Source organism: Hoylesella buccalis ATCC 35310 (assembly GCF_000177075.1).
Taxonomy (GTDB): domain Bacteria; phylum Bacteroidota; class Bacteroidia; order Bacteroidales; family Bacteroidaceae; genus Prevotella; species Prevotella buccalis.
In genome coordinates, this window is sequence record NZ_ADEG01000086.1 from 108,844 (window position 1) to 121,624 (window position 12,781).

A 12,781-nucleotide genomic window follows, 5' to 3' on the forward strand; every position below is an offset into this window, starting at 1 on the left:
TTACTTCACCCATGGCGTGTATTTGTTGGATGGGTCAGGGTTGTTCCATCCTACAAGCGCTTTATTGTTAATTTGCTCTTGGTCTACAAACACGATGTTCATCCAGGCTGGACGACCGTCGGTATTGAATCTGCATCTCTCATAGAAGTTTGTGCCAGGATAGCCACGTTTAACTGAGTAGTTCAAACGCTTTACATCGAAGAATGTTTGTCCCTCGCCCCAAAGTTCCACACGTTTTTGGAAAACAATTTCCTCTACCAAAGCGTCTTTCGTGGATGCTGTGGCCGAATATTGCTTATCACGATAGTTGCGCATGAAGTCTTCTACGAGCTTCTTTCCACGTGCCATATCCTGATGCGCGGCTGCCTCGGCTTCGATAAAATACATTTCCTCAACACGCATGAGTGGGTAAGCGGTAGACTCGCCAGTAATCATGTCATCAAATCGGCCTTCTCCCGGTCTCCATTTTAAGGAAGCGTATGTGGGAAGAATAGATTTAAACTTATTGTCAACATAGACGTTTTTAGCGGCCAAAGGTGAGTCGTCTGGAGCTTTCCACATCAGTTTTCTGAAGTCGGTATCACCGATTCTATCATAAACGCTCTTACCAATCATTTGCTTACATGGATTTTGGAGATATCCGTATGTAATTTCGTTGCTCTTCCATGACGTCCAATTCAGCCATCCGTCTTTAACCGCTTCATCATCCTTGGTGTATTGAACGGCCCACATCCATTTGTCAGCTTGGTTGAAACCCTTTGCTGGGTCTAGACAATCTTTTTCAGTCATAGGTTGCACGCTTGCTTTGTTGATAGCGTTTCGAGCCGCCTTTTCAGCATTGGCATAGTCGCCCATCCAAAGATAGAGGCGTGCCTCCAAACCATAGACAACAGCCAGATCAGGAAGTGTTTGTCCGCGGGTGCTCTTCAAATGAATGATGTTTTGCTCTGCATTTTTCAGGTCTTCAAGAATAAATGCAGTCATCTTTTCCTTTGTAGCACGAGGATTCACACGTGCGGAATCATTGCTCATGTTAGGTTTGATGATAGGAACGGTTAGCCCAGTAACGTCGTTCCCGTCTGCATTGATGTTGCTTGTCACCTTGTTTGGCAAGAACTCGAACATACGAGCGATATCCAAATACATCATGGCCCGGTTGGCTTGCGCCACGCCTAAATATCCTTTTTGCTCATCAGTAGCGTTTTTGGGGTCGATGGTTCCGATGATATTGTTCGTGTTCAATATATACTTGTAGGGATATTGCAACAGGAATTGCGTGCTAAGTCTGTCTTGACCGAGGAGGGTACAGTTTGTCCACATCCAAAACCAATCGAACTCATTGTCCACGGTGGCCAAATCTTCGGTCATGACATCGCGGATGTGCATCATGGCTCCCAACCCCCAACTGTATGAAATGTTCCATGACCACCAAACAGCTTTAGCATAAGCAGGGATGGCATTAACCATCGCCTCGGTTGCCGTGGGTGATTTGCCAACTTGGTCTTTTGTAGCTTGAGACGTTGGGAAGGTCTCATCTATACAGCTTGTGAGCAGCGAAGAACATATTAACGAGCCCACAAATGCTTTTGTGATTATATTTGTTAGTTTCATCTTCTTATTTGTTTAAGTTAGAATGTGATCGATATACCACCTGTAATGGTACGAATGGGTGAATAGTTCACATTGTTACCAGTTCCGTCAATGCTTTGTCTTGGGTCCATGCCTTGGCGTTTCGACCACAGCCATACATTGTCGGCAACACCATAAATGCGTATCTTCTCCAAACCCCATGAAGTGGTTAACTTTGCTGGAAGTGTGTATCCCAGGGTGATGTTTTGCAGTGACAGACTTGATGCGTTAATCAAAAAGCGATCGCTGTAAGCTGTCGAGAACTCGTCATTGCTCTGGATGCGTGGAATGTTCGATTCTGTGTTTTCTGGCGACCAAGCATTTAACATGTCTACGTGGAAAGCGTATCCACGGCTGAGCGACATGGCGCTGGCATAGGTGCCATCGTAGTACTGACCGCCAATTTGATAAGCAAAGTCAATCGAGAAATCAAAGCCCTTGAAGTTAACAGATGTACCAAACCCACCATAACCATCTGGCAGTGAGGTGCCACAGAGATAATAGTCAGCCTCGCCTGTTGTCTTTACGGTGGTTAATTCTTTCACAACGGGTTGCCCCTTGCTGTCCAACACACGCTTGCCATTGGCATCGGTCTCGTAAACGTTCTTGTAATACAAGGCTTCACCCGTTTTATGGTCAACACCAGCATAGCGATACATACGGAATACGTTGAGGGGTTGATCCTCGCCATAGAAGTAACCACCAGACATATAACCTTCAACGCCGTCTACTACAGCATTCTTGCTTTCTTTAGCCAGCTTGGTGATACGGTTTTTGTAAGTTGTAAAGTTCAGGTGTGCCGACCATGTGAAATCTTTGGTTCGGATGAGGTCTCCGTTGAGTTCTATCTCAACTCCGCTGTTGGCCATGTTACCAATGTTTTTGTAATAGCCAGTGTAGCCTGTCGTTCCAGGAAGTGTGTACCATGCCAACATATCTGTTGTGGTACGGTAGAAGTATTCCAAAGAACCACTTAATCTGCTGCCGAAGAGCGTGAAATCAATACCGGTGTTGAAGTTTCCACCTTTCTCCCAAGTGATATCCTCGTTTCCTACCGTTGCTGGTGTAATGGCAACTTCACCGTTAGAATTCACAATGTTGTACATATAAGTATATCGGAAGTTACCGATTCGGTCGTTTCCTTGCTCTCCGTACGATGCTTTCAATTTTAATTCGTTAATCCAATTAGTCTTCATCCAAGACTCTTTGCTTACCAGCCAGGCACCGCCCAACGACCAGAAGTTACCCCAACGATGGTCGGGATGGAAGCGAGAGGAGGCGTCGCGGCGATAGGACATCGAACCAAAATAACGTTGGTCATAGTTGTACTGAACACGACCGAACCATCCTTCGGTGTTGTAGTCGCCCATAGAAGAGCCTGTGTCGATAACTAAGATAGCTTGGTTCATCTCGCTACTTTCGTTTGAGAAGGTTTTTTGGCGTTCGCCAAATATGTTGTAACCACGTGAACGGTAATATTCATGTCCCAACATGGCCTCAACCTCATGTGCTCCATACTCATGATGCCAGTTGAGCAATTGTTGGTAGTTGTAACTCCAGGTTCTTTTGTGTGAACGTTGCACGGCACCCTTTTGAGCAGCATAGTGACCCAGCCAAGGGTTATGCGTGGTGATTCCTCTGTATTCATCTACAAACACACTGTTGGTTGTGGTGAACTTGAAATCTTTGAGGAAGCGTATTTCAGCAGTACCAATCGCGCTGAACGAGTTGCCCTCTTCGCCGTTTTGATTCAGCAAGTTGTCTGAAAGACCGTTTGCGTTGGGCAAGAAAGCTCTTGGTATGCCTAATGTTTGGCCATCACCATAGTCGTATGCGGGGATTCCTCCATTAGCGAAGGTCATGATATTGCCATTCTCATCACGAAGATAGAGCGGGTAGATAGGAGCTATGGTAGCCATGGCGAATACGTTATCAGGCGCACCGCCCTTACCTCCGTCTCTCAACGAGTTGCTCTCGTAGTGCGAGTAGCTGAAGTTTCCACCGAGTTTCAACCAAGGTTTCATTTGATAATCAGCTTTCATACGTCCAGAGAAACGGGTGTAATCAGAGTTGGGAGAGATACCATCATATTTCAGATAGTTTGCCGAACCAAAAAAGGTTGATTTCTCCGTACTGCCGTTTGCAGACAAGTTGTATTCCTGACGCATACTGTTCTTGTAGATAGCGTCAATCCAGTTGTCTGGGTAGAGCATGTATTTCGTGCCGTTAGGAGCCGTGATTACATTGCCTAATGTAGCGTTAGGGTTCAATTTTCCGTTCTTACCAATCAAATACTCATTGGCGGGGACGTTATAAACATTATATCCTAAGCCAAAGCTGGTGTTCGAGGTTAAGTTCTCATTGGCAAATCTATACGCTTCCAAAGGAGAGGATTGGCGTTTGTCGATAGCGTAGTTGTACAAGCCTTTGTACCACATTTCGTAATATGCGGCAGGGTGGTTGATATATTCATAGTCGGGCAGCATTCGACTGTTTGAACCCCATTTGGCATCAAATGTGATGGAAGCATGGTCTTTGCGTCCGTTCTTGGTGGTTATAATAATCACACCGTTGGCACCACGTGCACCGTACAATGCAGCTGAGGCAGCGTCTTTCAACACTGTTTCACTTTCGATATCAGCGGGGTTGAGAGAGTTCATATCGCCATCAAAAGGCACACCGTCGAGAATAATTAATGGTGCGTTGCCCGAGTTGATGGAGCTGATACCCCTGATGCGGATAGCAGGAGAAGATCCTCCAGGCTGTCCTGACTGTCTGGTCATCTGTACACCAGATACCTTTCCACGCAATGCGTCTACAGGGTTGGTTACTTGTACCTTAGATATTTCATCTTCTTTCAGTACGCCTGCCGAACCGGTAAAGGCTGATTTCTTTGCAGTACCATAGGCTACAACGATTACTTCGTCAATGCTCTTTTGCACTGGTTCCATCACTATCCGCATGTTGCTCTTGGCTGTTACGTCCAGCGGCTCCATGCCTACATACGTGATGCGCAGTGTGCGTTTGCCTTGCGGCATCGTTAGTTTAAACTTGCCATCGATGTCGGTGATAGTTCCCGTTCCGGAGCCAACAACTTGGATGGTGGCACCCACGACGGGTTGTCCATCCTCTTTTGAAATAATGGTTCCTGATACGTCTGTTTGTGAAAATGCTGTTCCCATCAGTAAGAATAGGAAACACATCGTCAAGAATAGTCGTCTTCTCATATTTATAGAATTAGGTTAGTAATATAGTCTTGTTCACTCGTGCTGCAAACGTACCCGCATATCTGCCCTTGTCAGTTGCCAAGAGTGGTTTCGTCTTTACGCTTTTCAGGGACTGTCTGCGGTAGATTGTAGATAGTAGTAGGTTGTTAACCGCTGCAAATATATCAATTCTCTCATAGGAAACAAAAAAATTAAGAAAAATATTCTTGTAACGAATGCCTTGTCATTTTCGCCCATCGAGCAATTCATTAATGACAATTGTTATAATAGGTCATCTTTATTTTTATTTGGTGCGCATTGGTGACGATTTGACATTCTTCTTCCTGTTTTCAATGCAATGCGTAAAAACGTAATTTTCAAAAAAAAGTTGTTGAATGATGTTCGTTCTGTGCTTCAATGTGTGGCAACGATGGTGAGTCATGCGCTTTTTAGAGATATGGTATTGTGAGGAAGCGCATACCTCGCCATGTCGTCGCTTCCTCTGGGTGCGTCTTCTTGGGTGGATGGTCAGCTCGATGTATGTGCGGGTGAAATGGCGAACGCGTCGAATGTTTTCTACAGAATCCATGGCCGATTCATCTTTATTTTCTATTTTTGCAAGGTACAATATAAATATATAAGGTATGGAAATCATAGCATTACTGGCGTTTATAGTCATTGCCCTTCTAGGTTGGGGGTGTGGCGAGCTGCACGACAAATGGTTCAACTACTGCCCAACGGCTGAGGAGAAGGACGCTTTTAGTGACGCTTCACACGCATCGCATGGCGAGTTGAGCCTAAAGGATATTCTGAAGACCAACAGCATTAAAGGCTTTCAGGCTATCTAACGGTTTGCCTTTTTGGCAAGGTCGGTTTTCGCTGTTGTTCGTCTTTGTAATACATTGATAATAAATGCGTTAACTCTTTCGTGTTTAATGACTTAATGCATCCAAAAACATGGCATACTTGGTTCCAAGGGAAAAATGCACGGCATAGAGCTTATGATTACATGGTCAGAAGATCAAAAAACTTGGAATAGAAATTGCGGCCGTGAATCTAGATGATAAAGGAGTGCTAGTATACGAAGAAGTTGGCAATACATACACTTCCTCGCATAATTATTTTGTTAGTAATAGTAATTACTATCGTCGACGGTAAGAAATAATATTCTTGCTGCTAATGGTGTTCTTTTTGAACTTCATATTCTATAAAAGAAGGATTAGCTTTGGATCACCAAGCACGTAAACCAAGTATATCAATAGGCTCCAATCTTATCGGACAGTAATAATAAAAAATAGTGTCTAACAATTTTTTTTGACTTTTTGCATATTCTTAAATTAAGATGAATAAACTCAATATATTATATATGCTTATCTCTACGATATTTACATTTGTTTCTTGTACCCGTGTCAAAAACAAAGACTTGAAAGTAAATATTCTTGCTCTCACTGAATCTGAAAGTGTCTATTTCATACAGAAAGCAGATACAATAGAATATAAATGTTATATTGTTACAGGAGATAACGATAATATAAGTATAACAGTACCATATAGTGCTAATGATTTTATTGATGATTTAAAGAGAAAGGGCAAGGGTTTTTCAGCTTTTCCAATATCCCAAAGACAGAGGGGGTATAGAGAAACTTTGCAAGAAATGAATACATGTTTAAAAGTTATTTTAAGCCAGTATTCAAAAAGAAAAAACATCAACATACATTGTGATTTGTCTGATTTTAGTGATATTGCCATCATTGTTTCGCAATGCCTCCCAGAATATAAGTGTAAGAATAATTCTCAGATAGAAGAGTATATAAACCATACTACATTAGCAGCAGATTTGACCGCAATATTGGGAATGTATAATATGAGCGTACAATCCATATCATTAGACTCAGAAGCAAAAGGTATTTATATGAATAAGGAATTATTTTTATCAAATCACACTACATCTATTAAGGATATACCTCAAAAAATTCTTGCTGTTCCAATCAAAATAAATATCGTAGATAATCAAAGTGGTATAAATATAGAATAACGAAGAAACAATGAACTGTAATAAGAAAAACGAATATGGTTAACGAACTTTAGCAATTCGAGCCATTCCTTGAGGGCTTCTCGCCCTCAAACTCCTCGGTGTTTTCGGGTATTAGATTATCCTTCAACACCCAAAGAAGTCTCAGCAGAGCCTATCGTTGATACATATCCATCGACATAGGGCCTCTCATGAGTGAAAACGACAAAAGCCTGCCTGACAAGCTTATTGGCAACAGCAATGACAGCGACTTGCACAGGCTTTCCGTTAGACCGCAGCCGTTCGTAACAAGCCCTGCATTCTCTGTTGCATCTGAGAGATGCCAAGGCGGTAACATAGAGCTGGCTTCTTAGAGAAGCATCTCCATTGCGGTTAATGTGACCTTTGAAATTGACTGACGTACCGGACTGTTGATAGTTTGGCGATAAGCTCAGATAACGGGTAAGTTGCTTGGCATTATCAAAGTAAGTGAAGCCACCAGTGCCCATGATGAGTGCAGCTGCAAGCGTGACGCCTTTCCTTTGATGGAAGTAAGCAGGTCCATCTGTTTCTTGTACTCTTTATGGGCCAGGACAGAGAGATCCTCTTCCATAGTCTTGATTTGTTTCTCTTGGAACGTGATGGTCTTGGTGACCGACTTCTTGCAGGAAGGATCAAAGAAAGGCAATGCCTCCATGGAGCCCTTAAGGTTCCTTGTAGCAATGTGTTGCTTCTTCAGCTGGCGTATGACCGTACGTTTCTGCCTGAGGGTAAGGATGGCATCGCTTGGGAGCTTGTAGGGCTTCGGCCGCATTCTCTCTCTATAGGGGGCTATGATACGGGCATCCACTTCGTCAGTCTTGATGGTGGACAGCATCGCACGGGCGAAGTTCTTAATCTTGAGAGGATTCTCCAGACTGGTAGTGACACCTGCCTCATTGAGCAGATAGGTAAGCAGAGAACTGTAGTTGCCTGTTGCCTCCATGACACAGTGATCTTCCTTAGGCGAGAGCGTCTGGATAAACGCATGAATACCCTTTACGGTGTTCTTGAACGTCCTTGTCTTGCTGTCCTTCCCTGAGGAATAAGCAACCACGAGCGTAGCCTTATTTAGTAGACCCTAAATAGTTTCTACAAAAATACGTTTATTTCACAAAATATTGAGTGTTATGAAACACCAATTCTACCTTTTGCCATTTGTTGTTTTTTATTTACTGATGTCTGGTTGCTCAATAAAACGAAGCGATACAGAAGAAGTTACCAATGACACTATAGTATGTAAGAAGAAAATTCAAGACCACCTTGTTAGGTATTGTACTTATGAATATTTTATAATTAATAAAGGTGACACCTCTTCATATTCATTTATATGTAGATCTCAAAGTGCTTATCCTCATGATTGTAACATGGAGATTGTGAACTGGCCAAGGTATAAGCAGTATTTAATACCAAAAGATACTATAATATCTTGCTATGAGCCAAATTATAAAGACTTTCTGAAGGAGATGGATTTATGTTTAAACGTCGCATTGAATGAGAAAGATTCTATAAATCTCAAATATATAGTCTTTCGCCTTGTTAATTGTACGGATATAGCTATTGAAACTTCAAATTTATTTTACAAGATGAGGAGAAAAGATCTTACTCATCAGAATATCTTAGATGCTTTGCAAAAGACTTCATTAAAAGAAGATTTCAATAGAATCCTTAAAAAATACAATTTACATATTGCGAACGAGAACTGTTATGAAGAGATATATCTTGTAAAAAAATCAGACTTCCTGAATATTAGTAACTATTCTAATAAAAAAGAAGTACCAGATTCCATCTTAGATGTAAACGTCAGTTTAAATATTGCTCATATGTGATCCAATCATGACTTTGGAGTGATTTTATCCCCATTTGGGCAAGGCCTTTGTGGAAAAACGGCAGTTTGTGTCACTAAGACACACCTTGCCAGTATAAATAAATGATACTTTTGTTGTTGATATTACCTCCCAATATTTCCTGACCAAAGTTAAGACTTATCGACTTATTAGCTTCTTGACTTATCGACTGAGTTAAGTATGTAGTTTAATCAGTGAGTCAATTTTGACCTGAGTTAAAACTAACTTACTGACCATCTGACTTATAGATTTACTTTATTCTTGATTATACTTTGTAAACGAGGGTGTGGCGTATTGAATTTTGGTAGGTAGTGGGAGGCTTTAGAATAGGGTTTTCCCTACGGTTTTATCGGGAAAATCCCCGCTGCATGAAAGTTTTGTTTGCTATCTTTGTAGTGCTAGAAAACGGGCCTGACGATATTGTTCGGGTCATGCCATGGCGTTAAGCTGAGGTCTGTTGGGTATGCTTGACAGACGAAAATTCGGATTTATAAATACAAGAAACATGAGAAGAGGTTTGGTTACGGCTGTTTGTGCTACAGTGCTGTTGAGTAGCTGCGGCACTTATACGGGTAGCGGTGCTTATACGGGCAGCACCCTTGGATCCGTATTGGGAAGTGCTATTGGTGGCATTAGTAATGGTGCTCGTGGCAGTGATATCGGCACGATTGTCGGTATGGCGGGTGGTGCCATCGTGGGTGGTGCCATCGGTGCGAATGCCGACAAGAAGCGTCAAGCCGATCTGGAACAATATCAACGCGACAAGGAGGAACGGGCTTATCAGCGTAAGCAGCGCCGACAGCGCCAAAATGAACAGCGCGACGACCGCAGCTCTAATTACGAGCAGCAGGGCAAGGCGTATAGCGGCTTCGATGAAACGAATAGTGGTGACGACCGCTTGTACGATTTCGAAGGCAGTGATTACACGGGTGATTACAGCGCACAGAAGCCCACCACCCATCTACCCGAGTCGTCCAGTGTGGAAAAATTGGCCAAGGGACTCAGTTATACCCCGGCCATCGAGATTCGTAACGCTCGTTTTGTAGACGACAATCAAGATAATGTCATTTCGCGTGGTGAAATCTGTAAGGTGATTTTTGAAGTGTACAATCGTGGCACTGAGACCTTGTACGACATCCAACCAACGGTGGTAGAGATGTCCGGCAATAAGCATCTGTCTATTTCACCCAGTCTGCATGTGGAGAAAATTGAACCGGGTTCAGGAATTCGGTACACGGCGGTGGTTCGCGCCAACAATAAGTTGAAAAAGGGAACGGCTAAGATTTGCGTGTCTGTCGTACAGGGAAACAAAGCCATCTCGAAGGTTTGCGAGTTTAATATTCCGACGAAGAAATAATCGATAGCCAGTCATCTATGGCGCCATTGCAGTTCTCTTCCAGTTGGACAACATACATAAATTAGCTCGATGTGGGCCAAGTAAATGCTGGGCAACAATTGTTGTTCGGCATTTTTAATGAGGGTAGGAAACCGCACTAACGGCCTCGTTTGTGATGAAAGTGATAGCCAACGCCCAACATGAGGTGATTGGGTGTTTTGAAGTCGTATAAGCTATAACCGATGTTGAGGAAAACAGAATGTGCTACATCAACTTTCAAGGCTAATGTTTGATACCATCCTTTCAGTTCAGCATGTGCGTTGATGATGTTCTTTCCAATGCCCGCATTGATGGTGAAATAAGGCATTACAAACTCAGCCCTGGCAGAAAGCCCGAGAGACATTTGTCGGATGGCGGACGGACTTACGACATGATCCAGGTCGTTGTGCGAACCGCCAATGCCCACAAGGTGATCTTCAATGTACAGATTCGAGCTGCTGTCGTACACGCCATCCAGTGAAATGCCGGCATTGAACCAGTGATTCAGGTTGTAGAGCGGTGTGAAGTTGATGCCTATCACGCCGTATCTGTCTGGCAAAGCCACGGGATTGCCATCCAAATACATGCCCTGTTTGCGCCAGGCGCCATAAACCAGGAGGTCGTAACTGATGTGCTTGTTAAACGGCGGAATGGCTCTTTTTGGAATCAGTTTGTCATTTTTACGATTCAGGTAGTAGGCCAGACTGACGCGTCCGCCTATGATGTTGAGCCCGGCATTGGGTATTGAGGTGTTACCATTGGAGTAGTGGGAAAGCGAAATGCCTGCGTTTAAGTCCAGATGGTTGGAGAGTCGCCACCTCAGATAGAAGTCGGCGTCGATATAGGCGGTCACTTTCGATCCTATGACCTTATTCTGTGGGTTGGTTTCCTGATTGTAAGGATGCCAATTGAAGGTAAGCCCCAGGTTCCATTCATAATTGAGCGACAGGCTGGAGGTGAATCTCTTGATGGGTGCACCCTGAAAGATAAAAGCCGACAGCGGGTTCCCCAATTGTGGATTCAGGTTGTGGTAAGCCAAACCAATGCCTTGGTAAGCATCCTTGTACGTCTGTGCTTGCACACTGGCCTGTGGCATCTGAAAGGCATATTTCAGGCGAGTGGTGAAGGCATGGTTCATCGTTCGTCGCTCATCGTTAGCCCCTTTGAGGTACGGGTTGGTGTGCAAAATGGTCGATGGAACAACGTCCCATTCCAGTCGGTGAATGGTTTTCTGCTGCACTTGCAAGGTGTCAGCATCTTCTGCATGAACACTGTTGGCAAAAAGAGCAATCCATAGAATGCTCAATGAAAGCCTTGTTCCTGTCTGAAAAATGAGTTTCATGATGCGATGATGATTACAGCAACAAAAATAATGAAAAGGATTGGAAGTGGCAATAGAACGGAATTAAAAAACAATCTGCCGTAGCCAATGCCGACATAAATGGAGGGTAGGGCGGTAGTAGCTTTGCTGATGGCTTTGTGTGGCGTGTTAAATAATGCTAACAAAGAGCATAGTAAGCGAAAAATAGTTGGAGGATATGCTTTTTGATAGGTATATTTGTGATATCAAAACAATATCAATAATCAACAAAATTATGGAAAACAAAGAGTTTACTTTTAAGGGAATGAAGGTCAATGGATTCGTCATGTTGTTCGTGTTTTTAGCCATTTTCGCCTTGGGCGTGTTCCTTATTTCGGCTGGTGTCGACTCTTCGGATGGGCTCATCGGTGCAGGTGTGAGTCTTTGCGTCACAGACTTGATCTTATTGATGGGCTTTGTGCAGGTAGAACCCAATGAAGCTCGGGTGATGATGTTCTTCGGAAAGTATCGCGGAACCTTCTCGGAAGTGGGCTTTTATTGGGTCAATCCATTTATCAGTACGAAGAAATTGTCTCTCCGTGCCAGGAACTTAAACGCCGAACCCATCAAGGTGAACGACAAGATTGGCAACCCAGTGATGATTGGGTTGGTGCTGGTTTGGAAGCTGAAGGATACGTATAAAGCGATGTTTGAAATCGATTCGCAGACCATGGCGCAAGGTCTTGGCATCTCAGTGGGTAAGGATGTGAGCAGCATCATGCGGGCTTTCGAAAACTTTGTGATGATACAGAGCGAGGCAGCCCTACGACAAGTCGCTGGTCAGTATGCCTATGACAACAACGAGTCCAATCAAGAGGAACTGACCTTGCGTGATGGTGATGAGTCTATTAATAAGGAATTGGAAATGAAGTTGGCCGAAAGGTTGGAGATGGCCGGTATCGAAATCGTCGAAGCTCGTATCAATTATCTGGCTTATGCGCCCGAGATTGCAGCCGTGATGCTACGTCGTCAGCAGGCATCTGCCGTCATCATGGCCCGCGAGAAGATTGTAGAAGGAGCGGTATCGATGGTGAAAATGGCCATTGATAGGCTCTCCAGTGATGGCGTTATCGATCTTGATGACGACAAGAAGGCGGCAATGGTCAGCAATTTGATGGTGGTTCTCTGTGGTGATGACACGGCTCAACCTGTTGTTAACACGGGTACGTTGAACATGTAAGGCGAATGGCAAAGAAAGAGAACAAGAATAAAAGTTTCATTCTGCGTATTGATTCAGACACGATGGATGCGGTAGAGAAATGGGCCGCCGATGAGTTTCGGTCTATCAACGGCCAACTACAATGGATTATTAGT

Annotated in this window: 9 protein-coding genes and 1 pseudogene; 6 read left to right on the forward strand and 4 right to left on the reverse strand. The window is 43.6% G+C overall.

The window, feature by feature from the left end:
• Positions 1 to 1,611, reverse strand: a complete 1,611-nt coding sequence (locus HMPREF0650_RS09115) for a RagB/SusD family nutrient uptake outer membrane protein (protein WP_004350222.1) — start codon at positions 1,609 to 1,611, stop codon at positions 1 to 3.
• A gap of 17 nt (positions 1,612 to 1,628) precedes the next feature.
• Positions 1,629 to 4,856 carry a SusC/RagA family TonB-linked outer membrane protein gene (locus HMPREF0650_RS09120; protein ID WP_004350223.1) on the reverse strand — a complete coding sequence of 1,076 codons (3,228 nt, stop codon included), beginning with the start codon at positions 4,854 to 4,856 and terminating at the stop codon, positions 1,629 to 1,631.
• A gap of 623 nt (positions 4,857 to 5,479) precedes the next feature.
• Here HMPREF0650_RS09120 and HMPREF0650_RS09130 point away from each other — a divergent pair.
• Together HMPREF0650_RS09130 and HMPREF0650_RS09135 are read left to right on the forward strand one after the other, a co-directional pair.
• Positions 5,480 to 5,683 carry a hypothetical protein gene (locus HMPREF0650_RS09130; RefSeq protein WP_004350224.1) on the forward strand — a complete coding sequence of 68 codons (204 nt, stop codon included), beginning with the start codon at positions 5,480 to 5,482 and terminating at the stop codon, positions 5,681 to 5,683.
• A 494-nt stretch (positions 5,684 to 6,177) separates the two neighbouring features.
• Positions 6,178 to 6,870, forward strand: coding sequence for a hypothetical protein (locus HMPREF0650_RS09135; protein ID WP_004350225.1), 693 nt, complete (start codon positions 6,178 to 6,180; stop codon positions 6,868 to 6,870).
• 116 nt (positions 6,871 to 6,986) lie between these two features.
• Here HMPREF0650_RS09135 and HMPREF0650_RS09140 read toward each other — a convergent pair.
• A pseudogene (locus HMPREF0650_RS09140) lies at positions 6,987 to 7,942 on the reverse strand (IS110 family transposase).
• Between the two features lie 73 nt (positions 7,943 to 8,015).
• Between HMPREF0650_RS09140 and HMPREF0650_RS09145 the strand changes: the two are divergent.
• Both HMPREF0650_RS09145 and HMPREF0650_RS09150 read left to right on the forward strand, forming a co-directional pair.
• Positions 8,016 to 8,714: a hypothetical protein gene (locus tag HMPREF0650_RS09145; protein ID WP_004350229.1), complete on the forward strand. Its 699-nt coding sequence runs from the start codon at positions 8,016 to 8,018 to the stop codon at positions 8,712 to 8,714.
• A gap of 523 nt (positions 8,715 to 9,237) precedes the next feature.
• Positions 9,238 to 10,089: a hypothetical protein gene (locus tag HMPREF0650_RS09150; protein WP_004350231.1), complete on the forward strand. Its 852-nt coding sequence runs from the start codon at positions 9,238 to 9,240 to the stop codon at positions 10,087 to 10,089.
• Between the two features lie 136 nt (positions 10,090 to 10,225).
• On the opposite strand, the gene HMPREF0650_RS09155 is transcribed toward HMPREF0650_RS09150, so the two are convergent.
• Positions 10,226 to 11,449 (reverse strand): acyloxyacyl hydrolase, encoded by a 1,224-nt coding sequence (locus tag HMPREF0650_RS09155; RefSeq protein ID WP_004350232.1) that lies wholly within the window; start codon positions 11,447 to 11,449, stop codon positions 10,226 to 10,228.
• 253 nt (positions 11,450 to 11,702) lie between these two features.
• Here HMPREF0650_RS09155 and HMPREF0650_RS09160 point away from each other — a divergent pair, with 253 nt between their 5' ends.
• Both HMPREF0650_RS09160 and HMPREF0650_RS13585 read left to right on the forward strand, forming a co-directional pair.
• Complete coding sequence (locus HMPREF0650_RS09160) at positions 11,703 to 12,647, forward strand: SPFH domain-containing protein (RefSeq protein WP_004350234.1); 945 nt, start codon at positions 11,703 to 11,705, stop codon at positions 12,645 to 12,647.
• 5 nt (positions 12,648 to 12,652) lie between these two features.
• The coding region (locus HMPREF0650_RS13585) for a type II toxin-antitoxin system antitoxin (RefSeq protein WP_004350235.1) at positions 12,653 to 12,781 on the forward strand (129 nt) is incomplete at its 3' end.

What these genes read in the sequence shown, in the direction of transcription:
- HMPREF0650_RS09115 (WP_004350222.1), bottom strand. Translation starts at nt 1,611, where the DNA reads ATGAAACTAACAAATATAATCACAAAAGCATTTGTGGGCTCGTTAATA.
- HMPREF0650_RS09120 (WP_004350223.1), bottom strand. Translation starts at nt 4,856, where the DNA reads ATGAGAAGACGACTATTCTTGACGATGTGTTTCCTATTCTTACTGATG.
- HMPREF0650_RS09130 (WP_004350224.1), top strand. Translation starts at nt 5,480, where the DNA reads ATGGAAATCATAGCATTACTGGCGTTTATAGTCATTGCCCTTCTAGGT.
- HMPREF0650_RS09135 (WP_004350225.1), top strand. Translation starts at nt 6,178, where the DNA reads ATGAATAAACTCAATATATTATATATGCTTATCTCTACGATATTTACA.
- HMPREF0650_RS09145 (WP_004350229.1), top strand. Translation starts at nt 8,016, where the DNA reads ATGAAACACCAATTCTACCTTTTGCCATTTGTTGTTTTTTATTTACTG.
- HMPREF0650_RS09150 (WP_004350231.1), top strand. Translation starts at nt 9,238, where the DNA reads ATGAGAAGAGGTTTGGTTACGGCTGTTTGTGCTACAGTGCTGTTGAGT.
- HMPREF0650_RS09155 (WP_004350232.1), bottom strand. Translation starts at nt 11,449, where the DNA reads ATGAAACTCATTTTTCAGACAGGAACAAGGCTTTCATTGAGCATTCTA.
- HMPREF0650_RS09160 (WP_004350234.1), top strand. Translation starts at nt 11,703, where the DNA reads ATGGAAAACAAAGAGTTTACTTTTAAGGGAATGAAGGTCAATGGATTC.